Source organism: Dyella acidiphila (genome assembly GCF_014863405.1).
Classification (GTDB): domain Bacteria; phylum Pseudomonadota; class Gammaproteobacteria; order Xanthomonadales; family Rhodanobacteraceae; genus Dyella_B; species Dyella_B acidiphila.
The window spans coordinates 230,025-253,530 of record NZ_JACZZA010000005.1 but is presented as its reverse complement, the minus strand read 5'-3'; the positions used below and the strand labels follow the sequence as shown (position 1 = coordinate 253,530).

The 23,506-nt window shown below is 64.0% G+C and carries 22 protein-coding genes; 6 read left to right on the top strand and 16 right to left on the bottom strand.

Translation table 11 applies throughout. The features are described from left to right. Window positions 1-37 precede the first annotated feature (37 nt). The 6 genes from IGX34_RS10565 to IGX34_RS10540 all read left to right on the top strand — a co-directional run bounded on the left by IGX34_RS10565 (window position 38) and on the right by IGX34_RS10540 (window position 6,746). The gene (locus IGX34_RS10565; RefSeq protein ID WP_192555682.1) at window positions 38-1,036 is read left to right on the top strand and encodes an LLM class flavin-dependent oxidoreductase; all 999 of its coding nucleotides are present in this window, start codon (window positions 38-40) and stop codon (window positions 1,034-1,036) included. A 361-nt stretch (window positions 1,037-1,397) separates the two neighbouring features. Continuing rightward, window positions 1,398-1,889: a MarR family winged helix-turn-helix transcriptional regulator gene (locus tag IGX34_RS10560; protein ID WP_192555681.1), complete on the top strand. Its 492-nt coding sequence runs from the start codon at window positions 1,398-1,400 to the stop codon at window positions 1,887-1,889. A 13-nt stretch (window positions 1,890-1,902) separates the two neighbouring features. Continuing rightward, a complete protein-coding gene (locus IGX34_RS10555) occupies window positions 1,903-4,026 on the top strand; it encodes an FUSC family protein (protein WP_192555680.1) in 2,124 nt (707 codons plus the stop codon). Beyond that, window positions 4,016-4,213: a DUF1656 domain-containing protein gene (locus tag IGX34_RS10550; protein ID WP_192555679.1), complete on the top strand. Its 198-nt coding sequence runs from the start codon at window positions 4,016-4,018 to the stop codon at window positions 4,211-4,213. The genes IGX34_RS10555 and IGX34_RS10550 overlap by 11 nt, the downstream gene beginning before the upstream one ends. 30 nt (window positions 4,214-4,243) lie before the next feature. Next, window positions 4,244-5,269, top strand: coding sequence for an HlyD family secretion protein (locus IGX34_RS10545; protein ID WP_192555678.1), 1,026 nt, complete (start codon window positions 4,244-4,246; stop codon window positions 5,267-5,269). 19 nt (window positions 5,270-5,288) lie between these two features. After that, window positions 5,289-6,746 (top strand): efflux transporter outer membrane subunit, encoded by a 1,458-nt coding sequence (locus tag IGX34_RS10540; RefSeq protein WP_192555677.1) that lies wholly within the window; start codon window positions 5,289-5,291, stop codon window positions 6,744-6,746. 373 nt (window positions 6,747-7,119) lie between these two features. Here the strand turns inward: IGX34_RS10540 and IGX34_RS10535 are convergent, their stop codons facing one another. The 16 genes from IGX34_RS10535 to IGX34_RS10460 form a co-directional block, all read right to left on the bottom strand. Beyond that, window positions 7,120-8,541, bottom strand: a complete 1,422-nt coding sequence (locus IGX34_RS10535; protein WP_225737377.1) for a hypothetical protein — start codon at window positions 8,539-8,541, stop codon at window positions 7,120-7,122. A 28-nt stretch (window positions 8,542-8,569) separates the two neighbouring features. Continuing rightward, window positions 8,570-9,148, bottom strand: coding sequence for an acetate uptake transporter (locus tag IGX34_RS10530; RefSeq protein WP_192555676.1), 579 nt, complete (start codon window positions 9,146-9,148; stop codon window positions 8,570-8,572). 404 nt (window positions 9,149-9,552) lie between these two features. Beyond that, on the bottom strand, window positions 9,553-10,275 hold the full coding sequence (locus IGX34_RS10525; RefSeq protein WP_192555675.1) for a DUF2968 domain-containing protein: 723 nt from the start codon (window positions 10,273-10,275) through the stop codon (window positions 9,553-9,555). A 41-nt stretch (window positions 10,276-10,316) separates the two neighbouring features. Then, a complete protein-coding gene (locus IGX34_RS10520; protein ID WP_192555674.1) occupies window positions 10,317-12,422 on the bottom strand; it encodes a pilus assembly protein TadG-related protein in 2,106 nt (701 codons plus the stop codon). Between the two features lie 5 nt (window positions 12,423-12,427). Continuing rightward, complete coding sequence (locus IGX34_RS10515; protein WP_192555673.1) at window positions 12,428-12,745, bottom strand: DUF3613 domain-containing protein; 318 nt, start codon at window positions 12,743-12,745, stop codon at window positions 12,428-12,430. Next, the gene (locus IGX34_RS10510) at window positions 12,742-13,572 is read right to left on the bottom strand and encodes a tetratricopeptide repeat protein (protein WP_192555672.1); all 831 of its coding nucleotides are present in this window, start codon (window positions 13,570-13,572) and stop codon (window positions 12,742-12,744) included. The genes IGX34_RS10515 and IGX34_RS10510 overlap by 4 nt, the downstream gene beginning before the upstream one ends. Before the next feature lie 2 nt (window positions 13,573-13,574). After that, window positions 13,575-14,528 carry a type II secretion system F family protein gene (locus IGX34_RS10505; protein WP_192555671.1) on the bottom strand — a complete coding sequence of 318 codons (954 nt, stop codon included), beginning with the start codon at window positions 14,526-14,528 and terminating at the stop codon, window positions 13,575-13,577. Then, window positions 14,525-15,451, bottom strand: a complete 927-nt coding sequence (locus IGX34_RS10500; protein WP_192555670.1) for a type II secretion system F family protein — start codon at window positions 15,449-15,451, stop codon at window positions 14,525-14,527. The genes IGX34_RS10505 and IGX34_RS10500 overlap by 4 nt, the downstream gene beginning before the upstream one ends. After that, window positions 15,448-16,806 (bottom strand): TadA family conjugal transfer-associated ATPase, encoded by a 1,359-nt coding sequence (locus IGX34_RS10495; protein WP_192555669.1) that lies wholly within the window; start codon window positions 16,804-16,806, stop codon window positions 15,448-15,450. Before IGX34_RS10495 ends, IGX34_RS10500 begins: the two co-directional genes overlap by 4 nt. After that, window positions 16,791-18,062 (bottom strand): CpaE/TadZ family protein, encoded by a 1,272-nt coding sequence (locus IGX34_RS10490; RefSeq protein WP_192555668.1) that lies wholly within the window; start codon window positions 18,060-18,062, stop codon window positions 16,791-16,793. The genes IGX34_RS10495 and IGX34_RS10490 overlap by 16 nt, the downstream gene beginning before the upstream one ends. A gap of 12 nt (window positions 18,063-18,074) precedes the next feature. Then, window positions 18,075-19,427 carry a type II and III secretion system protein family protein gene (locus IGX34_RS10485; protein ID WP_192555667.1) on the bottom strand — a complete coding sequence of 451 codons (1,353 nt, stop codon included), beginning with the start codon at window positions 19,425-19,427 and terminating at the stop codon, window positions 18,075-18,077. Continuing rightward, window positions 19,424-20,416, bottom strand: coding sequence for a Flp pilus assembly protein CpaB (gene cpaB, locus IGX34_RS10480; RefSeq protein WP_192555666.1), 993 nt, complete (start codon window positions 20,414-20,416; stop codon window positions 19,424-19,426). The genes IGX34_RS10485 and cpaB overlap by 4 nt, the downstream gene beginning before the upstream one ends. Window positions 20,417-20,448: 32 nt before the next feature. Further along, complete coding sequence (locus tag IGX34_RS10475; RefSeq protein WP_192555665.1) at window positions 20,449-20,967, bottom strand: TadE/TadG family type IV pilus assembly protein; 519 nt, start codon at window positions 20,965-20,967, stop codon at window positions 20,449-20,451. 13 nt (window positions 20,968-20,980) lie between these two features. Continuing rightward, complete coding sequence (locus IGX34_RS10470) at window positions 20,981-21,490, bottom strand: A24 family peptidase (protein ID WP_192555664.1); 510 nt, start codon at window positions 21,488-21,490, stop codon at window positions 20,981-20,983. A 133-nt stretch (window positions 21,491-21,623) separates the two neighbouring features. Further along, window positions 21,624-21,803 (bottom strand): Flp family type IVb pilin, encoded by a 180-nt coding sequence (locus IGX34_RS10465; protein ID WP_192555663.1) that lies wholly within the window; start codon window positions 21,801-21,803, stop codon window positions 21,624-21,626. 749 nt (window positions 21,804-22,552) lie between these two features. Next, window positions 22,553-23,224 carry a TMEM175 family protein gene (locus IGX34_RS10460; RefSeq protein WP_192555662.1) on the bottom strand — a complete coding sequence of 224 codons (672 nt, stop codon included), beginning with the start codon at window positions 23,222-23,224 and terminating at the stop codon, window positions 22,553-22,555. Window positions 23,225-23,506 lie beyond the last annotated feature (282 nt).

Genomic DNA, 23,506 nt, shown 5'->3' with positions numbered 1-23,506 from the left:
CCCCCAGATAAGGGCCTCACCTCCGAGGCCCTCCGGCATGATTCCCTTTTCCGTACTCGATCTGGCTCCCGTCACCCAGGGCAGTACGCCCTCGCAGGCGTTCGCCAATTCGCTCGATCTGGCGCGCTGGGCCGAGCAGCTCGGCTACACGCGCTATTGGCTGGCCGAACACCACAACATGCCGGGCATCGCCAGCGCGGCTACCTCAGTGTTGATCGGGCATATCGCCGGCGGGACCTCGCGTATCCGCGTCGGGGCGGGTGGCATCATGCTGCCCAACCATGCGCCGCTGCAGGTGGCCGAGCAGTTCGGCACGCTGGCGTCGCTGTATCCGGGGCGCATCGACCTGGGTCTGGGCCGCGCGCCCGGCACCGACCAGCCCACAGCGCGCGCACTGCGCCGCTATTACGAAGGTGCCGAAACCTTCCCCAACGATGTGCGCGAGCTGCTGGCTTATTTCGAGCCGGCCGTGCCGGGGCAGGTGGTGCAGGCCGTGCCCGGTGCGGGCGTGGAGGTGCCGGTATGGCTGCTCGGCTCCAGCCTGTTCAGTGCACAACTCGCTGCGGCACTGGGCCTGCCGTTCGCCTTCGCCTCGCATTTCGCACCGGATGCCATGGACGAGGCGCTGATGCTCTACCGCCGCGACTTCAAGCCTTCCGCGCGCCTGGCCACGCCGCATGCAGTGCTGGGCGTCAACGTGGTGGCGGCGGAGAGTGATGAGGAAGCCAGGCGCCTGTTCACCACCCAGCAGCAGAGCTTCACCAATCTGCGCCGTGGCCGCCCGGGCCTGATTCCGCCGCCGATCGACGATATCGAAAGCTTCTGGTCGCCGATCGAGAAGCATGGCGTGGAACATGCACTTGCCTGCGCCGTGGTGGGTGGCCCTGACACGGTGAGGGCAGGGCTGGCGGCCTTTATCGAACGGCATCGCCCCGATGAACTGATGATCACCGCCAACGTGTTCGACCATGCCCAGCGCAAGCGTTCGTTCGAACTGGCCATGCAGGCGCGGGAGCAGCTCGCCACTGGCGCATAACCTGGACGCCAGGCGGTGTTGAAAACTCCCGCCTGTTCGCCAGTGCATGCAATGCATTCCCGCCATCCGTCATCCCGGCGAAGGCCGGGACCCAGTGACTTCGGCGCACGAAAGACGCTAGGTCCCGGCTTTCGCCGGGATGACGGGGGAACGCGCGTGCAGATAGCTGCCCATTGCGGCACGCCGACACGGTGCGCGTAGGTTGGGTTAGCCGCAGGCGTAACCCAACACCCCCAAGCCGCTCATTTCTGACTCATCCCATAGCGCGCCACCCCCGGCTGCGGCACACTCCTTTACTCTTAAATATTACATTTATATAATATTTACTTCTGAAGTAGATCCGCCGCACCGGGGTGCCTCCATGGCCGATTTTGCCTCCACCGAACAACGCCTGGCAGTGACTTGCCGCCGCTATCCGGACTTCCCGCGCCGCCCGGCCACCCTGGTCCGGCTGGTCAAGCACATCTACAAGCTGCTGAACGACGAGGCCAATCTCTCGCTCAAGCCGCACGGGGTCAATCACCCCGAATACAACCTCATGATGATGTTGTATGGCACCGCCAGCGGTACGATGTCGCCGTCGGAGCTGGCGGATGCGGCGGGGGAAAAGTCGGCCAACATCACCCGCCTGACCAATGAGCTTTGCGACAAGGGACTGATCACCCGTACGGCCAGCGCCGATGACCGGCGCAAGATCGAATTGAGCCTGACGGCCAAGGGACTGGCCTTGATCGACAGTTTTCTGCCGGATATCTGCAGTCTGGTCGAGCGGCAGGCGCGTCAGCTTACGGCCTCCGAGCAAGTGCAGTTCGAAAAGCTGTTGAAGAAGTTCCTTGGCGGGTTGGGCGAATGAGGAACGTAGCGCCATGTCTGTAATCGAGGCCAAGGAAGCGATCGCCTGCCGGCGCGAACTCATCGCCGCGACCCTGCGCGAGGAAACGGCCACCTGGCTGTTCGTGCTCAAGTCGCTGCTGGCGTTCTACATCACCGGCTGGCTGGCGATGCGCCTGGCGCTGCCGCAGCCGTCCACGGCCATGCTCACCACCATCATCGTGGCCAACCGACAGACCGGCATGGTGCTGGCGAAAAGCTTTTACCGCGGTATCGGCACCGTGGTGGGTGCAATGGCCGGCTTCCTGCTGATTGCGTTGTTTCCGCAGCAGCGCGTGCTGTTTCTCACCGCCATGTCGCTGTGGATCGGCGCCTGTGCCGGCGGCGCCACGCTGTACCGCAACTTCAAGGCGTACGCCTTCGTGCTGGCCGGCTACACCGCGGCAATCGTCGCGCTGCCAGTGATCGATCATCCGCTGGGCGTCTTCGACTCCGCCGTGGCGCGCCTGAGCGAGGTGCTGTTGGGCCTGGCCGTATCCGGCGCGGTGCACGACCTGGTCTTTCCGCGCCGCATCCGCGACGACATGCGCCGGCTGGCACGCACGCAATTCGCCAGCTTTATCGGATTTCTGCATCGCGCGCTGTGCGGCAAGGTGGCGCGCGACGATATGGAAAACGCGCACCTGCGCTTCGTGCGCGAGGTCGTCACCCTGGAAGACCTGCGCAGTTCGGTGATTTTCGAAGACCCCGAAGCGCGTGCGCGCAGCGGCCACATCATGCTGATGAACCAGCGCTTCATGGCTGCCTCCACCAGCATGCAATCGCTGCATCACCTGATCAATCGGCTCAAGCGCAGCGGCCACCAGACGCCGGCGGATGCCTTGATCGCGTTCTACGCACCGATCAGCGCCGCCCTGGATGCGCCGATCGAAGCCGGCGCCGCCGCGCGCGTGCTGCTGCCGCGCCTGGACGATGCACGCAAGGCCATGCAATTGCACAAGCCCGCCTTGCGCGCCGACATGCGCTCGGACAGCGACCTGCTGGATTTCGATACCGGCGTCACCCTGGCCGAGCAATTTGTCGGCGAACTGCGCGACTACGTCGATACCGCCTCGGCCCTGCAGACGCCGCTGATCAGCGGCACCGCCGAGCGCGTGCATTTCGAGCGTGGCAACGACTACATCGGCGCCAGCCTGGCCTTCCTGCGCACGGTTCTGGCGATGGGCGCGCTCAGCGTGTTCTGGATCGGCTCCGCATGGCCGTACGGTTCGTCGGCGATGCTGATTGCCTCCGTGTTCGCCGGCCTGTTCGCATCGGCGCCGAATCCGTCGCTGGCGGTGCGGGAAACCTTCATCGGTTATCTGCTGGGTATGGTCGCCAGCTTCGTCTGCGTGTTCTTCGTGCTGCCTGAAATGGATGGCTTCCCGCTGCTGGTGGTCGGCAGCGCACCGTTCCTGATGATCGGCCTGGTACTGATGGACTGGCCGCGGACCATCCGCATCGGGGTCGGCTACGGCATTGGCTGCGCCTACATCCTGGGCGTGAAGAACCAGATGGACTTCAACGTTCTGCAAACCCTCAACGACATGCTCGCCCAGCTGATCGGCGTGGCTTCCGCGGGCATCGCCTTTGTGTTCGTGCCGACGGCGATCGGCAGCATGTGGCTGGTCCATCGCCAGCTCGATCGCCTGCGTCGCCAGGTCGGCTTTGCCGCCACCGCGCCGCTGATGGGCCTGCGCAGCCGCTTCGAAAGCCTCAACCACGATCTGTTCGGCCAGATCGTGGCGCAGACCGAGCGTGGCAGCCAGGCATCGCGCAATCTGCTGGCGTGGGCGTTGTCCGTACACGAAATGGGCCGCACGCTGATCGAACTGCGCGTGCAGATGATGAACCGCGAGCTGCCGGGCGAGGTCCACGGCGCCATTGCACGCGCCATCGATGCACTGGCCCGGCTCTACGAATTGCCCAGCGCGGCCAGCTACCAACATGCCCTGCATGCGCTGGATGTCGCCACCACCATGACCCGCGCGGACGCATCCATGCAGGTGCTGATGGATTACCTGCACCTGCTGCGGCTGGCGCTGGTCGACGATCAATCCGTGCTCGGCCAATACATGCAAACCAAGAAACTTGCCCAGGGAGTTCCCCATGTCGCGTGAAATTGCCCTCGGCGGCGTGCTGGTGCCCGGGCTGCTGTTGTGGTTCGTGCTCTCGCTGGTGCTGTTGCTGATGTTCGACTGGACGGTGGGGCGTTTTGGCCTGTACCGCTATATCTGGCATCCGGCACTGTTCCGGCTGGCCTTTTTCGTTTGCATCTTCAGCGGCATCGCGCTGCTGTTCTATTGACCGGCGACGATCGTTTCCAACCAGGCTCCCATGAAAACTGCCCAATACCTCCGCATCGCCATCACCGCCGTCATCGTGCTGCTTGCCGTGCTTATCGCCACGGCCATGTGGCGGCACTACATGTATTCGCCCTGGACCCGCGACGGCCGCGTACGCGCCGAAGTGGTGCGCATCGCGCCCGATGTCTCCGGCCTGGTCACGCAGGTGAACGTGATCGATAACCAGACGGTGAAGAAAGGCGACGTGCTGTTCGTGATCGACCCCGCGCGCTACACCGACGCGGTGGACCAGGCCAAGGCCAACCTCGCCGCCGCACAGGCCGCGGTGCAGGCGGCCGATGCCAATATCGACGCGGCCAGGGCCGGTACCGCGCAAAGCAGATCCAATCTCGACATGTATGCGGCCCAGGCCAAGCGCCGCGAAGATCTCAAGGACGTGGTGTCCAGCGAAGACCGCGCCAACGCCACCGCCACGGCCGCCGCCGCACGCGCCACCGTCAACAAGGCGCAGGCCGGTCAGGAGCAGGCGATGGCCGCCAAACAGCAGGCCATGGCCGCGGTGAAGCAGGCCGAAGCCGCATTGGCCACCGCCACCCTCAACCTGCAGCGCACCCAGGTGCGCGCACCGGTCGATGGCTACGTCACCAACCTGCTGGTGCGCGTCGGCGACTACGCCAGTGCCGGTGCGCCGCGGCTGGCGCTGCTGGACAGCCATTCGTTCTGGGTGGACGGCTATTTCGAGGAAACCAAGCTGCCGCATATCCGCGTGGGCGACGATGTCGATATCCGCCTGATGGCCGGCGGCATGCATCTGCACGGCACGGTGGAAGGCATCGCGCGCGGCATCGCCGAAGCAGTGGATCCGACCAGCAGCGACCTGCTGGCCAATATCAATCCCACTTTCAATTGGGTGCGCCTGGCCCAACGCGTACCGGTGCGCGTGCGCATCGATACCGAGCATATGCCGGCCGGCACCGTGCTGGTGGCAGGGCAGACCGCAACGCTGATCCTGCATCCGGATGAGCATGCCCACCACAGCGACGGCACGTCACGGTAATCCAACCATGCGCGCCACGATGAACCATCTCAAACGTTTTTCCGCCACCGCGCTCTGCACTGCGTTGCTGGCCGCGTGCGCCACGCCCGGCGGCCTGCACACCACCGGCAAAGCAATGGATGCCAGTAGCCTGAAGAGCGAGCAGAGCCTCGCCCATGTCACGCTCAGCGCCACCGCGTGGCCGAGCCAGGATTGGTGGACCAGCTTCGGCGATCCGCAGCTGAGCACCTTGATCGGCGAAGCCTTGCAGAACAATCCAAGCCTGAGCGAAGCCGAAGCGCGTGCACGCCAGGCGCAGGCAGTGGCGGCCGGCGTGGATGCCGACCGCATGCCGCAGGCCGAACTGGATGCCAGCGTGCTCGGTGCGCGTTTCTCCGAAAAGGATCCGGTGTATCCGTCCTATGCGCTGGGCACTTTTGCCTGGGCCAAGTCCTTTACCGCAGGCTTGTCCTGGGACCTGGATCTGTGGGGCGGCCAGCGCGCGGCATGGGAGGCGGCGCTGGGTCGCAGCCGTGCGGCCGAGATCGATGCACACGCCGCACGCATCCAGCTGTCGGTCAACGTGGCGCGCGCCTATGTGAATCTCGGTTACGCCTTCGCCGAGCAGGATGTCGCCCAGCACGAATTGCAGCGCGCCTCGCAAAGCTACGGCCTGACCCACCGCCTGGTGGCCGGAGGCCTGGGCACACCGCAGCAGGATGCACTGGCCGATTCGCAGGTAGCCAGCGCCGAGCAGCAGAAAGTGCAGGCCGACCGTGCCGTGGATGCCGCACGCAGCGCCTTGTCGGTGTTGCTGGGCGAAGGTTCGGATCGGGGCCTGAGCATCACCCGTCCGCAGCTGATGAACACCGATCAGCTGGTACTGCCCGAGCAACTGCAAGTGGATCTGATCGGCCGCCGTGCCGATCTGGTCGCCGCACGCTGGCAGGTCGAGGCCGCGGCCAAGAACATCAAGACCGCGCGCACCCAGTTCCTGCCCAATATCAATCTCAGCGCGATGGCCGGCTTCGTTGCCGTCGGCGGCAGCACCAATGTGTTCCAGCTGCCGGCGCGTACCTATGGAGGCGGCCCGGCGCTGAGCCTGCCGATCTTCGACGGCGGCCGTCGCCGCGCCAATCTGGCCGGTGCCAATGCGGGCTATGACGAAGCCGTTGCGCGCTACAACAGCCTGCTGATCAAGGCGGTAAACGAAGTGGCCGACCTGGTCTCCGCGCTCAATTCCATCCGCACGCAGATCGCGCTGGAAAAACGCGCGCAGCAGGACGCGCAGAAAAGCTGGAACGATGCCCTGGCCGGCTACAAGGGCGGCATCACCGGCCAGCTCACGCCGCTTACCGCACGCCAGCAATTGCTGCTGACCGAGCAGCGGCTGGCGGCGCTGGAAAGCCAGCAGGCCGATCTATCCATCCGCATGGTCAATGCATTGGGTGGCGGCTACAGCACTAATGCCGTGCCAAAGCTGGAGCAACCGCGTTAATTGGATGGCCTTGTTGGGCAGGCAAATTGTCGCCCTTGCCATCAGAGCAAAATGGATTCCCGCTTTCGCGGGAATGACGGCTCAGGTAGATGGCGCTCTTGTGGGGTACTGAGCCGTACCTGAAAACGGGCTCGCGGGCGGCGTTGGGGCAGCTTGAGCGTGCGGCACACGTCACAGATGCCTCAACGCCGTCATTCCCGCGAAAGCGGGTACGCGGGAAGAGCACATGGATGTGCTCGGCATTGAGGAGCGAGGAATCCATTGTCGCTCTTGCATCAGAGCAAATGGATTCCCGCTTTCGTGGAAAAAACGACTCGGTGACCCAGCGCAGGCGCCCCAACAAACCATACTGAAACGACGCCCAAACGCCTTCTCAGAACTTATACATCGCACTCAAATTAATCTGGTTGCCCGCCGTCGACACCCGGTTATCCCCATTGCTGGTGGTGCTGAGAATGGCGTGGATCCACTCCAGCGCAAACGCATAGTCGCCCACCGTGTACATCACGTTCGCCGCCACCTGGTGATTGCGCAGCAGCCCGGTGGAACCGTTGTTGAGCCACTCGATCACATCGTTCGCACTCGGCTTGCTGATCGCATAGAACACATTGGTGCTCCAGTTCGGCGTGAACTTGTAGCCGGCCGAAACATAGCCGCCCTTGTCCTTGATATCGCCGAACTGCGACAGGTCGCCGAAGATCTGGCCGATGCCGCGGCCGTCGTACAGCACGCTCTTGAACGTCCACGGTCCAGGCGTCCATTGGCCGCCGGCTTCCATTGCCACGCTGGAGAATTGCCGCCGGACCGGCGTGGGTTCGGTGTTGCCGACGCCGGCCAGATTGATCTGGCTCCAGTGCCCGGCCAGGAAGAACATCCACTCTTTGGATTGCTCCACATGCAGCTTCGCCTCGATCTGCGGGCGGAAGCCGGCATTGCCCGCGCTGAGGTAATTGATCGGGCTGCCGGGTCCGCTCCAGGTGCCTTCGAAGCCACCCACATCCAGCCGCCACTGTGGGCCGCCGTCGGCGGTGTTGAGGTTCTGCGAATAGATGATGCCGGGGAAGCGCCAGCCGATGATGCCGGTGCCATAGCCGAGCGGAAAGGCGATATGGCTGAGCGAATCGGGCAGGTCGTCCAGCGGGAACATCAGGTCCCACATCTGGCCGATCTTCACCGTGGCGCCGGCCACCGGATTCTCCAGCACCATATAAGCCTGGCGCAGGCGCGGCAGCGGCTGTTCCTGCGCGTAGCCGCCGGTGCCGTTGAAGCCGCCGAAGAAATCCATTTCCAGATGCGCGCCACCGGTCCAGTTGCCGGCGATCTTGGCCCCGGTCAAATCGAACCAGAAGCGGGTATTGCGCACATCCACGCCGCTGAGATTGCCGTTCGAACCGGGTACTGGATATTCGGCGTTCTGGCCATTGCCGTAGGTGAAGTTGCGGCTTTGCCCAAACGCGGTGGCATCGATAAAGCCGTGGAAGGCTACCGACAGGCCAGGTGCGCTGGTGAACGTCGGCTTGGCATTGGTGGGCGCCGCCGCGGCGATCGTGGCCTGCGCCTGCTGGGTCTGCTGAATCTGCGTCTGTTGCTGGCTCTGCTGGTTCTGCAACTGGGTGAGGGCGGTATGCAGTTGCTGCAGATCCTGCTGTTGCTGGTTGAGCTGCTGTTGTTGTTTCTCCACCAGCGTCTTCAGGGCCTGGATCTGCGCATCGCGGCTGTCGGTTTGAGCGAAGGCGGGAGCCGTGGCAACCAGGCCGGTGGCGGCGAGGGCCAAAAACAGAGCGTGTCGTTTCATGGGGTTCTCCCTTGTTATGTTTGGGGCATCAGCGGGCGCCCGGTGCGCCGATCGGCAACACCGTGCGCTTGTGCGCGTCATTGATGATTTCCGCCGCGGAGAGATAGAACGCCAGCAGCGCGGTGAGCAGCCCCACGTAGCCGCCAGCCACATGCAGGGCGCCCATGCCGGTCCACTCGGCGGCGGCCAGCAGGAAGAACGTGATCCACAGCGCCATGAAAATCAGCTGCAAGGCGCGCGCCGCCGCCAGCGTGCCGAGCCACATGTAGAAGGTGAAAACGCCCCACATGCACAGATACCAGCCCACAAAGGCGGCCGGCACCTTGTCGTGCAGAAACAGCACGAACAAGGCGAACGACCACCAGAACGCGCCATAGCTCACAAATGCCGTAGCGCCGAAAGTATTGCCGCGCGGCAGCTCCATCACGCCGGCGATCATCTGCGCCGTGCCGCCATAGGCCATCGCCACCGCCAGCACCATGTTCATGCCGTCGGCGCTGAACCAGCCGGCGTTGATCATGCTCAACAGCCACGTCGTCAGCGCGAAGCCGGCCAGTCCCAGCGGGGCGGGATTGGCGAATCGCGCGTGTATTTGTTCGTTGCTCATGGCAGGAACCTCCCCAGAAATGGATGACGTGCTCGCTCCGCGTGATCGCGGCGTACGGCTCCCTCATTTCCCCACTGGCGGCATGTGCGCCGGGCAGGCGCACGCGTAATCGGTATTCAGGCCGGCTCGGCGGCGTACGACAGGCACGCGCAAGCACCGGCGCCAGGCGCCGGCAGATAAGCCGTCGTACTAAGGGTTCGCGCCAGTCTGAACATGGGCCCCTCCCTGCGGATGTAGAAAAAAAGCGTGGCTTTTTCGATCCGTTGGCGCGGGCGGCCCTGTTGCGCAGCAGCAGGTAAGCCGCCCGGCAGTTGGGCTGACTTTACTCAATTGCTGCCGAAAAAATAGGTCTTATTCGGACATATTTGGCAGGTTATGCATTTTTTATGTGAAAACCGCGCGGCTTATTGGGTGGACGCGGTTTGTGCGGTGGCCGCAGGTACTGCCGGTGCCGACGGCACGGGTGCGGGCGCCGGTGCCTCCTGCTTGGGCAGCGTCAGCGTGGGATTGGACTGCTGCGCTTCCAGCTCATGAATGCGTTCGCGCACCGCATCGAGTTCGCTGTTGGATGCGCGCAGGTCGGCAGTCAGCGAAGAGCTTTGCTGCGCGGCCTGTTGCTGTTGCGCAGCCACCAGCTGGGTCTGCTGCCGCTGGTATTCGGCGTCGCGCTCCAGGTTCTGTAGGCGCTGCTGGTTCATCGACACCATGCGGTCGGTGTATTGCTTATTGGCCTGCAGGCGCAGCGCATCGATATCCACCTTGGCGAGTTCTTCGGTCTGCGCCACAAAGGTGTGATACACGTTCTGCGCATCGTCATAGGAATCGGTGCGGATCACGCGCCAGAAATCCTTGCCGTGGAACAGCGCTACGTAAAATTCCAGCTGCTCCGGCTGGAACAGCAGGCTGGCGCCGTAGCTGCTGTTGTAGGTGGTGCGCAGCTCGGTGAGCTGGTGGTTCTGCAGCAACCGGTGGAAATCATCCACGATGCTGGCCGGACCGGGCGCGGCGGGCGCACTGGCGGCCGGCGCGGGCGTGTCGGCGGCAAAGGCTGCGCTGCAGAACAGGGCGATCGCAAGCAGCGCTGGCAGGCAAAGCGGCTTGGCGGCACGGCGGGTCACGAAGCTCATCCTGGGGTTCCTTGTCGTTGGCATGCGGGTGAAGGGCAGGGTCAATAAACCAGTTGCACGTTGTGGCACATCAGCGAATGCAGGGTCACGGTGTTCTGGCCCAACTGCAGGCCGGTGAAGTTCAGCAGTGGTGTCAGCACTTGCGAGCCCACGTCGTCGAGCGGTTGCTGCAAGGCCTGCAGCAGAAAGCCGATCAGCCCGACGAACGCGTTGGAGCCGGTACCGGTGCCGCCGGCCATGGCGCCGCTGATCACATTGATGCACGAGGTCTGGTTGCCCAGCGTGCAACCGAGATTGTTGAGAATGCCGGACAGCACGTTGGTCACATTGCCGAGCAGGCTGCCGACGTCGCTCAGCACGCCCGGCACATTCAGCTGCAGGGTATTGCCGAGCAGAGAGCTGACATTGGTAGTGACATTGCCCAGTGTGCCTTGCAGGCCGGTGGAGGCGGACTGGATTTCCTGCAATGCCTGCTGTGCGCGTTGCGGATAGCTCAATTTGGTATTGGTGTCGTTCCACAGATCCGTCGCCGTCTGGCCGGCAATCGAGGAGGCGGTGGAGCCGGTCTGCGATGCGGTATTGGCCAGCAGCGCGGCGGAAAGCGCCGTGACCAGGTTGTTCAGGCTGGTGCCGATATTGAGTGCGTCGCCGGTGATGGCCGACTGGCCCGGTGCGAGCGTGACACTGCTGCTGCCGGTGAGTGCATTGGTGTTGAAGGAGGTGGTGAGGCTGGCGAGATTTGCACCCGCCGCCGACAGTCCAAACAGCTGCGACGCAGTGCTCGCACCAGGAATCTGGTCGCAACTCGCAGAAGTGGAGAATGCATTCGCCTGCGTAATATTGCCCACGCACATCTTCAGCACCGACGAGGTCACGGCCAGGGTGGCCAGGGGTGCACCGGAGGCATTGGTGGCATTGCACAGGCTGGTCAAGGTGGCTTGTGCATTGGCGACGTCGATAGCAATTGGCAGATTGACGTTCAATTTGATCAGGCCACTACTGCCGAGCAACGAGTTGCCCGATGTCGTAATGTCCAGAAACACCCGTACCTGCGCCGTATACGCCGTCGCCCCCACACCGCCGATACCGATCGACGGCGGCTCGATCACACTCGCCGCCGCCGTCACATTGATCCCGAACGGCAGGTTCAGATTCACCGACTGCGCACTGATCGCATGCCCGGTAGTCGCCACGCCGATCGCCGCTTCCAGCAGCTGCAGCGCATTGACCTGCGTATTGAGTGCATCGCCGACCGAACTATCCGGCCCAACGATCTGCGCAAACAGTCCGCTCGGCGTGCTGTCATTCGAACCCAGCGAGAGATTGAGCGGAATATTGCCCAGCGCCGCGCTGATCGTATTCAGCAGCGTGGCATTGGCGCTGGTCAGCGTCGATTGGCCGCCGACGGTGACCACCGCATTGAGCACATTGATCAGCGCCTGCGCATTGGTCTGCGCCGACAGCAGTGTATTGAGCTGGCCTACCGACAAATTGGTCGGCACCTGCACACCCAGTTGCTGCAACAGGCCGGCGGGCGTGATGTAGACATTGGCCAACCCCTGGTAGCCCACCAGCGAACTGCCGCTGGCGTTGATGCCGATGCCGGCCAGGAAATTCTGCAACGGCGCCGCGCCGCTTACATCTACCAGCGTGGTGCCGATCGAAAACGTGGCCAGCGGCGTGGTGGTGGTGGCTACCGCCTTGGCGCTTACATTGGGCAGCGCCGGCGTAAAGGCAAAGAACGGCGTCACCGGCCGTTCTGCGATCACTTGTACTGCCGTGGGCGTGGCACCGCTGGCCGCATTGGAAAAACCATCCGCGGTACCCGAGGCGGCCGCGGCACTCCAGGTGCCGCAATTGATGGCGACGTTGCCGCCGAAGTGATTCTCGTTGGTGGCATTGCCACGCGCCGCGGAATTGTCGCTGTTGGCCGCATTGCAATCCTGCAGCTGCTGCGCGCCGGCCAGCGCGGCCAGGTCGGCCACTTTTTGCGTATCGCGCTTGGCCCAGTACACATAGCCGATCTCCACCAGTCCGAGCATGGCGATCAGGCTCAGCAGGATCAGCATCATGTTGATCGCCATCGAACCGGCCTGGGCGTGCCGGCGATGCCTGCGCAGCGAGGGGCGGGCGACGAACGCGTCCATCGCCGCTATCTCACCGTATCGCTGTTGCGGCTGAGCGTGGTGTCGTAGAAATCGGGAATCGGGTGATCGAAGCTCTTCAGATAGCGCCGGTACGCCGCGCTGCCTTCGTCACCCAGCATCGGCAGGCTTTTGCCGCCCTGGCTGCCGCTCGCCTGCAGTTGCAGCAGATAGCGCGTGGTATCGCCCGGCTGGCTGGCATGGAAGGGCGGCGCCGCCTCGGCCGGCGCAAAGCCCGGCGTCGGTGCGGTCGATGGCGTGGTGGGCGCCTGCTGCGCCATGGCGGTGCCGCTGAGCAGCAGCATGCCGGCAAGAAGGATTTTCATGGCTGGCCTCCAGTGGCGGGCGGATTGCCCAGGCGGTCGAGCAGGGTGGCGGGGATGCCTTGCGCCGGTGCATTCAACGCCGCCTTGTCGCCGGACGCGCTGCCGGTCGCGGCGGTATCGCTGCGCAGTTGCTGCAGATGCATTTGCATGGCCAGCTTGCGCACCGCATCGCGGGTCGCCGCGGGCAGGTTGGCGCGCTGCATGATGGCGTCGGCCTGAGCATCGTCGCCTTGCAGCGAAGCCCACAGTGCAAGATTGGAAACCACCTTGGTATTGGCCGGTTCCAGTTCAGCCGCTTCAGCCAGCGGTTGATGCGCCGCCGCGACGTTGCCGGCAGTCAGCCGCGCATAGCCCAGATCGTTCAAATAGGTCACGTTGATCGGCTCGAGCTGGGTCGCCTGCCGCAGATTTTTTTCGGCCTCGGCATAGCGCTGGTCGTTGGCCGCGATCAGGCCCAGTCCATGCCATGCCGCAGCAGCCTGCGGCCCGTGCAGCATGCCCTGGTAGACCTTGGCCGCCGCCTCGCCCTGGCCGGTTTCGCGTAGTGCGTCGCCTTGCAGTCGCTGCAATTCGGGCGGATCGCCATAGCGCAGCCGGAACGCATCGATATGCGCCAGCGAGGCGTAATAAGCGCCTTGCTGCTGCATCTGGCGGATCAGGTCCAGATACATCGCCTTGCTGTCCGTGCTGGGTCTGGCGGGGTCCTCCAGGCTCGGCGCCTGCGGATGATTGGGAAAGCCGTTGCGGAACGTGCTGCAGGCGGCCAGCAGCACGCAGGCTGCGGCAATCAGCGTCGTCTTGCAGCGATAAGTCTTTGCAGCGCGCATGCTCAATGTCCTCGCAGCTTGGCCATCGTGCTGATCAGCGAGATCACCGCCGGGCCGCCCAATACCAGCATCAGCGCAGGCAGCAGCGTCAGCATCATCACCAGGGTCATCTTCACCGACAGCTTGCCGGTGCGTTCCTTCATGCTCATCTTGCGTTGCTCGCGCAGGCGCTCGGCAAACTGGCGCAGCGGTTCCTGCACCGCGCCGCCGTGCTCGTGCACCTGCACGATGATCTGCACCAGGCTTTGCAGGTCGTGATTGTCGAAAGACTCCGACAGCCGCCGCAGCGACTGCGCCCGCGGCCGCCCGTGGATATAGGCCACGTTGGCGTCGTGGATCTCGCGGCCCAGCACCGGAATCACTGTGCGAAAGCGCTCGGCGATGATCTGCAGGCTCTGGTCCATGCTTACGCCCACGCCCTGCAGCAGCCGCAGCAGATCGATCAGCAGCGGCAGTTCGTCGTCCACGCGCTTGCGCAAGCGGCTGGCCCAGGCACCGAGCAGAAACTTCGGCAGCAACAGCCCGGCGGCAAAACCGGCCAGCATGTTCAAGCCCGTGCGCACGCCGTCGGTAGCCAGCCACGGCAGCAGCGCCAGCGGCAAGGCGAACGCCAGCACCACGCGCAGCCCGAGATAGATGGCGCGGTCGGTGGGGGTGTTGTGGTTGGTGCGCTCGAGCAGCAGGCGATCTTCCGAGGCGAGCAGCAACTGCCCCAGGCGTCCGTTTTCGAAGCGGCGGCCGATGGTTTCCAGAATGTCGATGGCACGCCGCCATGGCGTGCGCTCGCTGTGCATGCCCGGGTCCGCCGCCACGGCGCTCGGCTGCTGCAAGGCACGCTCGATCACTTCGGCCGCATGCTCGTGCTGCCGCGTGCGCTGCAGCCAGAGCATGCCGATCAGCGCCAGCCCGAGCAGCAGGGCCACCCATGCGCAGGTAAACAGCAAGGAGGCGCTCATAGCGATCGCGCCAGTCGATACAGCAGGCCGGCGCCGAGCATCTCCAGTCCCAGCGCGATCAGCAGAATCTTGTGACCCAGCGGCTCGCTGAACATCGGCGTGAAAAAGGCCGGATTGGTCATGGTGAGAAACACCGCCGTGCCCACCGGCAGCAAGCCGATTACCCAGGCCGACAAACGCGTTTCCGAGGTGATCGCGCGCAGCTCCTGCCGCGCCTGGCTGAGGTCGCGCATAAAGTCGCTCATACGCTGCAGGATCAGGTCGGCGCGGCCACCCATGCGCATGCCGGTGCCCAGCACCACGTGCAGCAATTCCAGCTCCTCCACCCGATACGGGCGTGATGCCACTTGCAGCGCGCGGTCCAGGTCCAGGCCGGTGCGCACCGATTGCATGGCGCGGTCCAGCACCACCCGCAGCGGCGGCTGCACCGACAGCAAGGTGGCCTGAAACGCCATCGGCAAGCTGTTGCCGATATGCGACATGCGCACAATGCCATCGAGGAAATCCGGCAGCTGGCGAATAAACTGCTTTTGCAGTTTTTCCATGCGCGAGCGCAGCCACAGCCATACGCCGACGGCATACACGCCCAGCAGCAGCGGCGTAATCCAGACACTGCCTACGCGCCACCAGCCGGCCAGCGCAATGGCCAAGCCGACCAGTGCCAGCAGCACCGGCACGCGCCAGCCGGTGGGCAGCCCGGCGCGCAGCAGCAGGGCATCGGTGCGCGGCTCGCCTTTTGCCTGCGCCTGCGCCGGTTGTGCGGCCGGTACAGGGTGCGGTGTCTGGGCCTGCACCAGCAGGCTCTGCTCCATATGCGCGATGCTGCGGCGGGTCTGCCGGCGCGCCGCCGTGCCCCACCATAGTTCGATGGCGCCGGCCAGCAACAGCAGCGCAATGCTGATCAGGGCAAGGGCCTGGATCACGCCAGGCCTCCGCCCGCTTCGCGCAGAAATTGCCGGTACGGCTCCAGCTTGGGCGTATGCGGATGAAAGCCCAGGCCCGGCCAACGCTCATGCTCCACCCCATCCAGATCCACCGCCGCCTCGTAGCGGTACAGCTCCTGGGTGGTGACCACATCGTCGCTGGTGCCGATCACCTCGGTAATCGAGGAAATCACGCGTCGCCCGTTGTTGAGCCGCGCAATCTGCACAATGAAATCGATGGCGCTGGCAATCTGCCGGCGCAGGCTGTTCTCGGTGCCCTGGAAACCGGCGAAGCCGCACAGCATTTCCAGTCGGTACAAGGCATCGCGCGGCGAATTGGCGTGAATGGTGGACATCGAGCCGTCGTGCCCGGTGTTCATCGCCTGCAGCATTTCCAGCACTTCCGAGCCGCGTACCTCGCCCACCACGATGCGGTCCGGCCGCATGCGCAGGCTGTTGCGCACCAGGTCGCGGATGCCCACCGTGCCGTCGCCCTCGAAACCGCCCAGCCGGCTTTCCAGTCGCACCACATGCGGGTGATTGAGCGAGAGTTCGGCGGTGTCTTCCACCGTAATCACCCGCTCGGTATGCGGAATGAAACTGGCCAGTGCATTCAGTAGCGAAGTCTTGCCGCAGCTGGTGCCGCCGGAGATCAGCACATTGCAGCGGCCCATCACCGCCGCGCGCAGCAGTGCATGCACCGGCTTGTCGAACATCTTGCGCGCCAGCAGGTCGTCCGGCGTAAACGGCTCCTTGCGGAATTTGCGGATCGACACGCACGGTCCGGAGACCGACAGCGGCTCGATAATCGCATTCAGGCGCCCGCCATCGGGCAGGCGCGCATCCACCATCGGGTTGGATTCGTCCAGCCGCCGCCCGATCGGCACCAGGAAGCGCCGCACGATGCGCAGCAGATGGCGATTGTCGGTAAAGCGCGCGGTGCTGTGCTCCAGCACGCCGCAGCGCGATACGTATACATCCTTGTAGCCATTGATCAGGATGTCTTCCACTTCCGGATCGTGCAGCAGGTCATCCAGCGGGCCGAAGCCGGTCAGTTCCTTCACCAGCGCGAGCGAGACCTTGTGCATCTCCGCTTCGTTGATCGGAATATGCCACTCCTGCACAAACGTGGCCGTTTCGATCTCGGCGTACTTGGTGATGGTGTCCAGCGCCCAGCCGGTGATATCCAGGTGCTGCTCTTCCACCCGGTTGAGCAGAAACTCGTGCGCGCCCGACAGCACGTCGTGGAACTGCTGGCTCTGCTCGAACGGCACGTCCCGCCGTGGCGTGGTGACGGCGTCAATGCGGCGCAGGACATCCGGAAAGGGATCCGCGCGATTCAAGGCGTTTTCCATCGATGCTCTCCCTTACGGTTGAACAATCTTTTCCAGCGGGACGAATCGGCCGCGTCCTGCATGCCGATATGCAGCTTGGCCAGCAGTGGCGCCAACGCACGCACATACGCATCGTGCGGCGCCACCTCGTGCAGCAGGCGGCCCTGGTTGGCGCTGCTGCGCAGCGTGCGCCCGCGCTCGGGCAGGGCGGCCAGCAGCGGCAGTTCGAAGCGTTCGGCGATCTGGCGCGCGCTGATGCCGCATTCCTCGTCGTGGCGATTGACGATCAGCGACACGCGCTTGTCGCGCAGCTGCCATTGCGCCAGCTGGCGCAGGCAATGATCGAGCGACACCATTGAAGCAATACCCTGATCGGCCACCAGCCAGATCTCGTCGGCAGCCTGCAGCATGGCCTGCGGCAGCTGGCGCAGCGGCAGGCCGCCCGCATCGCACAACACCAGCTCGAACAGGCTGCGCAGCCGTTCGACCAGCGGTGCCGTATCGATGTTGCCGGCCAGTTCCTGCGTCTGCGTCAGTACCGCCAGCCGGCTGCTGTGGTGAGGCATGGCGGTGCGGATCAAGGTGGCGTCAATGCGCGAGGTATGGCGCAGCGCATCCTCGTAATGGAATTCGCCCTTGGCGCCCAGATACAGCGCGGCATCGCCGTGCGGCGCACCCAGGTCCAGCAGCAGGCTGTGCGGTGTGGCCTCGGTCTCGCTGCCGGCCTTGGCCGGCGGCATGGACAGCGCACCCAGGTGCGCCGCCAGCGTGCTGGTACCTACGCCAGGGCGCACACCGAGCAGAATCACCAGTTGCCCCGGCTTGTGCGTGATGACGGCGGCCGGCACCTGTGCGGTGGCGGCATGTTCCAGCGCATGTTCGAGCAGGGCGCGGATTTCCTCATCCGGCGCATCCATGTCGATAAAGTCGCGCACGCCGGCGCGCAACGCGGCCAGTACGCCGGTGGCGCGATCCGCGGCGGTAGAACCCACCCCGATCAGCGGTATCTCCGGCGACAGCGCATGCAGCTGGCGGGCGAGGGCGGTGGAGGCATCGGCGGTTTCGCAGGCGTAGTCGAGCAGCACCATGCGCTGCAGCCCGCGCAGCGCCGCCCAGTGTTCGGGCGAGAAGCGCCGGCTGTCTTCCCAGCGCACCGTCGCGATATGACGCAGCCGCGCGGCCAGCCGCTGGGCGCGTTGTTCGTCCGACGAATAGAACATCAGCTGCACGCCGAGCTCCAGTTTGCCGAAGGGAAGAATCGAGGCCACCGTCTGCATGGCGCGGCCCCTCTAGCGGGAAAACCCGGGCAGCTGGTCGGAGCCGGCCGGATGCAACAGGAACGAACCCCATATCGGCATCGCCTGCTGCTGCTCGCGTTCGCCCGGCAGCGGCAGCTTCACGCCGCGCGCCATCGCATGCACCAGATGCGGCGTCACCATGATCACCAGCTCCTTGTCCTGCTTGCTGTACTGCATGTCGCGGAAGAACGCGCCGATCACCGGGATATCGCCCAGCAGCGGAATCTTGTTCATCTGGCTGGTGATGTCCTGGCTTACCAGGCCGCCGATCACAAAGCTTTCGCCGTCGCCAAGCTCCACCGTGGTATCGGCGCGGCGGGTGGTGATGGCCGGTACCGAAACACCGCTGATCACCAATTCATTGGTGTAATCAAGCTCGCTCGCTTCCGGCGCCACCTTCAAGGCGATGCGATCGGGCGCCAGCACGGTCGGCGTCAAGGTAAGGCCCACGCCATACGGCTTGTAGACGATCGCCACCGTACCCAGCCCCTGCGGTTCCGGTATCGGCAATTCGCCGCCGGCCAGGAAGCTCGCGCTCTGGCCCGACAAGGCCACCAGCGTGGGCTCGGCCAGAATCCGCGCCAGGCCATCGGCCTGCAGCAGGCTCAAATCGCTGAACAAGTTATGCGTGGTGGAATTGAAAATAAGATTGAAGGCCGAGGAAATCGGCTGCGTGGCATTGAAACTCACGCTGCCCACGCTGGAGTTGCTGTTGCTGGTGGTGCTGTTCTGCGTGCCACCCACCTGCACCGAACTCAGCGAGGTCGGTGCGAACGTGCCGAAGGTAAAACCGCCATTGCTCTTCACCAGGTTCAGGCCGATGGAACTCATGGCGGTCTTGTCGAATTCCACCACCTTCACATCCACCTGCACCACGCCGCCGCTGTCGATGGTGGACATGTCGGTCACCGTGGCCTTGGCATCGCCCGCGCCGGCGGCATTCCACGCCTGCTGGTGATTGAGCAGGCTCGGCGCTTCGCCGTGCAGCAGCGCCATGCCGTCCTGCTGATCCAGCTGGGTGCCGGCGCTGCTTTCCAGCTGCGACTGGATCGCGCTGCGCACCACCACGCTGACGCGCTGCGGCTGGGCCTGGCCGCGGTACCACAGCAGCAGCACGGTTTCGCCCGCCTGCTTGCCGACCAGCAGAACGTCGCTGCGCGTCTTCAGCGTCACCACATCGGCCACGCCAGGATCGGCAATCGCGATCCGCTCCAGATCCTTGGGCAGGTGCCAGGGGCGCTGCTCGTGCGTCTGCAGTTCGACCGTGTTTTCATCCGCGGCCAGGCACGGCGCGGCGAGCATCGCCAGCGCGGCCGCACAGCACAGGTAGCCGTAGCGCATCATGGGGAATGGTTCCCTGTGGTGTCGTTGCGTTGCGTGCCGCGGATGATTTCCACGCCGCCGGCAAGGTCGACATGGCGATGCGCCGGTGTACGTGCCAACGCGACGCTCTGGCCGGCCAGGCCGGAACCGTCGATGCCGGCGAAAGCATCGTTGTCCGGCGTATGCACTTGCTGATGCTGCTCGCCATCCAGATACGCCAGCGGCGCCAGCACCACCGGCGGCTGCGGGAACCATTGGCGGTCCGGCCGGTTCGCATCGCCCGGGTAACGCAGCGCCAGCGTGAGCTTGCCGTTCTGCGCGCCCAGCAGCAGCTGATCGATATCGGCCACCGGCACCGCCAGCACTGCGGTGCGCGCAGCTTCGGCCACCTCGTTCTTTACTGTCTGCTCGGCAGCCGGCTTGGCGATGGAACTAGCCGGTACCGGCAAATTGCGATCGCCATAGGCCAGCACGCGCAGGCGCGACAGCAGCAGGCGCGTCTGGCTCAGGTCGTGATTCTGGCCAAACGCTGTATTTGGCGGGTTCTTCAAGCTCAGGAAAACATCTACGTAATCGCCGGGCACGATCCGGTTACCCACGCCGGCTACTTCATCCACCGGCACGGCCAGTGCGCGCTCGCCGGGCATCAGCTGGATCGCCACGCCGTGCGCGAGCAGGTCGGCGGTAATCGGCGTGCCGGCGGGAATACCCACCAGCGGCAGCCGGCCGACTACCTGATCCATGCTGACGAACGCACCTGGCGGCGCCTGCGCTGCCGTGGCCATGCGCAGTGCCGAGAAGGCAATCGCCTTGCCCGCGGGCAAGGCCTCGGTGGCGACCACCACCGGCACGCCATTGTTTTGGGGTGCGGCGGTTTGTGCAGCGGGCGTTGCGACAGGTGCCGCGGCTTGGGCCGGCGGCGTGCGCCGCCCAAGGCTGAAGGCCAGCACGGCCAGTACAAAGGCCAGTGACACCAGCAAGATCGCCGCGATTCGTGTGATTTTCTGCATCGATGCTGTCTCCGGGTCGCGGGCGTGTGGCGTTAGTCGCCGGTAAGGTCCAGTTGCACCGTGGCCGAACTGCTCATCACCGCGCCCAGCACCCAGCCGTACAGCGTCTTGGTGCCGGGCAGGAACGGTTTGGCGTTGTAGTTGTAGGAGGTCACCACCGTGATGCATTGCATCGCCGGGGTAGAAGGGCAGGCCGTGGGCGCCGACACCGCAATCGATGCAAACGCACCGCCCGGCGCCGGCGGCGCAGCGCAGTTCGGTTGCTGGCCGGAAAAATTCAGCAGCCAGCCCATCGACTCCTGTGCCGCATTGCACGCATTGCTTTCGCGCTGCGCAGTGCTGCCGTAATGCAACGCGGCGCGCGCGCCTTCGGCGGCGGCAAGTGTCAGCGTTTCCTGGGCGGCGAAAATCATCACGCCGGACAAGGTGATCAGCAGCAGCGGCAGCACGCCGAGCAGGAACACCAAGGCAAATTCGATCGCCACCACGCCATGCTGCCGGCGGCGGCTGCGATAATGGTGATGGCGATGTGGCAGGGGCGGCAGCTGCATCACGATGCGATCCTCATCCATGCACCCATGGCGGACCGAACAGCGCGATCAGCGCGCCGACCGAAAGAAATGCCGCATACGGACTGCCGCGGCGACTGCGCTCGGCCGCCTGCGCCTCGATCATGTCCGCATCCAGCACACCCTGTGCGGCATGCCGCAGCCGATAATTGGCGAGCGATACATAGATCACATGCACGCCGGCCAGCAGGCTGGCGACGATCCAGATCGGCAGCAGCGCCTTGGCGCCGAGCAGAAAGCCGAAGGTGGCGAACAGCTTCACGTCGCCCGCACCCATCCAGTGGATCGCATACAGCGGCAACAGCACCAGCAGGCCGATCACCAAGCCTGCCAACGCCGACCATGGCGGCCCCGTTCTGCCCAATGCCCACGTCGTACCGAACAACAGCGCGCCCGCCGCCAATGCAATCAACAGCCATGCATTCGGCACGCGGCGCGTGGTGATGTCGCTGATGGCAATCAGCACACACAAGGGCGCAACCAGTGCGGGCAATAGTGCAGGCATGGTCGATTCGTCCACGGTCGGCCCGTTTCAACAGCCGGTTCCACAGGGCGCAATAACCCGCTGCGCACTACCCGCAAGTAGTGCGCGACCCATTATTGCGTTGTAAGCAGCCGGCCCTGATCCGGGTGCCGACTTAGGTGGTGGCGCTGGTCACGGCGTTGCCAAGCGCCGTCATGATCTGGCCGTAAATCGTGCCCAGCTGCGTCTTGAAACCGGCCACCAGGGCGACTGCCACCAGGCAGGCCAAAATGCCGTATTCCAGCGCGGTGATGCCATCTTCTTCGACGAGGAAATTGCGGATCGCTGCGTTCATTTGAATCCCCCTTGGGCTTTAAAGCCCATAAGCCATTCCGACATGGCCAAACATGTGAAGTGGTCGACACACACTTGCCGATGGCCCGCGACAGCGCGTCGTAGGCTGGCCCTTACCGGACCTGCGGCGACACCAAGCGGCTGGGTCGCCGTTTTTCGGATTACTTAGGGTTATTTTCTGGATTCACCCGAGCCGGATGCTATGCATCATTATGTGGATAACGCGTGAATTATTGCGTGATCTTTATATTGAATATGCGCATTGGGAAATTTTCTTATCTATAAAGATAAGTGTGTTGCTGTCGATATTTTGACGCTTGTCATTAAAAACCAGCTTTTTAGCTTATCCCTTGATAAAGGCATTAATCGCGCCATTGGCGTGTTTGAATATTTATCGATCTAAATGATTTTTTGGATCGATTAACCGTTATTGCGGAGTGAATAGCGACGGGATAATGGCGCGGATGTGACGTGTTTTGTCACTTCTTATAAAGGCGGCAGGGCTGCGGCCGTTGATGGCCCAGGGGGCCATTTGCGTGGAGCCTGCCTAGGCTGGCATTTTCGGCAAATGCCCCATCCTTGCTTCATCTTCGTCCGCTCCGTCCGCGGAGCCGGCCTTTACGACAAAGCCTCACTCTAGAGGGGCCGTCATTCCCGCGAATGCGGGAATGACGGCGGTGCGGTGGCGAGGCAGCGGGGTGGGGCGCAGGCTGCGGCAGTGCTGCGTTTGCAAGGCGCCTCACTTACTTATTAATGCTGCGAATCAGCGTGTCCATCCGCCTGTGCTTCCTGCGCCTTGGCCTTCTTCTCAAATACTGTCACCCCGATGCGCATGGCGGAACCCGCCAAGGCCATCAGCAATGCCAGCATATGCATTTGCAGGCTATACAGCGCAGTTCCCGCAAAGAACATCGCGACAAAAAAATCCTCCATCAACCAGCCCCATGCGCGCACCCGCGGCACACTCGGCGCCAAGTGGCGAATAAACGCGGCATAGAACCATCCCGCCGCCAGGCAGAGATAAATCGCCACCAGCGACAGCGAATAAATCAACATGCCGTTGGCCGCGGAATCGCTGAGTCCTTCCAGCAGCACGCGCACAAACACCGGCACCAAGGCCACCAGGCTGAGCAGCAACAGACTCATCAAGGTTATCGGCGTATCCACACGATACAGATGCGCCAGTGTGCGGCGATGGCGCATCCATACAATGCCGATCAGAAAGAAACTCAGGAAATACACCGCCAGCGGCTTGCCCCACACCTGCACCACGGTTTGTCCGGGTAACGCCTCCGGGCGCAGCTCCACCGCCGAGAGCGTCAGTGCGATGGCGAATACGCCATCGGAAAGCATCACCAGCCGATCGAAATGGCGCTGGTGTACATGATGTTCCTTCACGTGCTGCGGCGTGCCTGTATCCATATCTCTCCCCGTGACATTCCAGTGGCCTGCGGCCGTATAACCCCCGGCAAGCGCGTGCACCGCGCTTGCGAATGGCGACCATCATAGTCGGTGCGCCGCTTGCGTAACCCGAACCCCGTCATTCCGCCGTCCGTTCCATCGGCCCGTCATTCCATCCTTCGCCCCATCATCCCATCATCCCTTCCAGCGCCCCATCATCCCTTCCATCACCCCATGATCCCGTCATCCCGGCGCAGGCCGGGACCCAGCGTCTTTCACCGGCCGAAGTCACTAGGTCCCGGC

What these genes read in the sequence shown, in the direction of transcription:
- IGX34_RS10565 (WP_192555682.1), top strand. Translation starts at nt 38, where the DNA reads ATGATTCCCTTTTCCGTACTCGATCTGGCTCCCGTCACCCAGGGCAGT.
- IGX34_RS10560 (WP_192555681.1), top strand. Translation starts at nt 1,398, where the DNA reads ATGGCCGATTTTGCCTCCACCGAACAACGCCTGGCAGTGACTTGCCGC.
- IGX34_RS10555 (WP_192555680.1), top strand. Translation starts at nt 1,903, where the DNA reads ATGTCTGTAATCGAGGCCAAGGAAGCGATCGCCTGCCGGCGCGAACTC.
- IGX34_RS10550 (WP_192555679.1), top strand. Translation starts at nt 4,016, where the DNA reads ATGTCGCGTGAAATTGCCCTCGGCGGCGTGCTGGTGCCCGGGCTGCTG.
- IGX34_RS10545 (WP_192555678.1), top strand. Translation starts at nt 4,244, where the DNA reads ATGAAAACTGCCCAATACCTCCGCATCGCCATCACCGCCGTCATCGTG.
- IGX34_RS10540 (WP_192555677.1), top strand. Translation starts at nt 5,289, where the DNA reads ATGAACCATCTCAAACGTTTTTCCGCCACCGCGCTCTGCACTGCGTTG.
- IGX34_RS10535 (WP_225737377.1), bottom strand. Translation starts at nt 8,541, where the DNA reads ATGAAACGACACGCTCTGTTTTTGGCCCTCGCCGCCACCGGCCTGGTT.
- IGX34_RS10530 (WP_192555676.1), bottom strand. Translation starts at nt 9,148, where the DNA reads ATGAGCAACGAACAAATACACGCGCGATTCGCCAATCCCGCCCCGCTG.
- IGX34_RS10525 (WP_192555675.1), bottom strand. Translation starts at nt 10,275, where the DNA reads ATGAGCTTCGTGACCCGCCGTGCCGCCAAGCCGCTTTGCCTGCCAGCG.
- IGX34_RS10520 (WP_192555674.1), bottom strand. Translation starts at nt 12,422, where the DNA reads ATGGACGCGTTCGTCGCCCGCCCCTCGCTGCGCAGGCATCGCCGGCAC.
- IGX34_RS10515 (WP_192555673.1), bottom strand. Translation starts at nt 12,745, where the DNA reads ATGAAAATCCTTCTTGCCGGCATGCTGCTGCTCAGCGGCACCGCCATG.
- IGX34_RS10510 (WP_192555672.1), bottom strand. Translation starts at nt 13,572, where the DNA reads ATGCGCGCTGCAAAGACTTATCGCTGCAAGACGACGCTGATTGCCGCA.
- IGX34_RS10505 (WP_192555671.1), bottom strand. Translation starts at nt 14,528, where the DNA reads ATGAGCGCCTCCTTGCTGTTTACCTGCGCATGGGTGGCCCTGCTGCTC.
- IGX34_RS10495 (WP_192555669.1), bottom strand. Translation starts at nt 16,806, where the DNA reads ATGGAAAACGCCTTGAATCGCGCGGATCCCTTTCCGGATGTCCTGCGC.
- IGX34_RS10490 (WP_192555668.1), bottom strand. Translation starts at nt 18,062, where the DNA reads ATGCAGACGGTGGCCTCGATTCTTCCCTTCGGCAAACTGGAGCTCGGC.
- IGX34_RS10485 (WP_192555667.1), bottom strand. Translation starts at nt 19,427, where the DNA reads ATGATGCGCTACGGCTACCTGTGCTGTGCGGCCGCGCTGGCGATGCTC.
- cpaB (WP_192555666.1), bottom strand. Translation starts at nt 20,416, where the DNA reads ATGCAGAAAATCACACGAATCGCGGCGATCTTGCTGGTGTCACTGGCC.
- IGX34_RS10475 (WP_192555665.1), bottom strand. Translation starts at nt 20,967, where the DNA reads ATGCAGCTGCCGCCCCTGCCACATCGCCATCACCATTATCGCAGCCGC.
- IGX34_RS10470 (WP_192555664.1), bottom strand. Translation starts at nt 21,490, where the DNA reads ATGCCTGCACTATTGCCCGCACTGGTTGCGCCCTTGTGTGTGCTGATT.
- IGX34_RS10465 (WP_192555663.1), bottom strand. Translation starts at nt 21,803, where the DNA reads ATGAACGCAGCGATCCGCAATTTCCTCGTCGAAGAAGATGGCATCACC.
- IGX34_RS10460 (WP_192555662.1), bottom strand. Translation starts at nt 23,224, where the DNA reads ATGGATACAGGCACGCCGCAGCACGTGAAGGAACATCATGTACACCAG.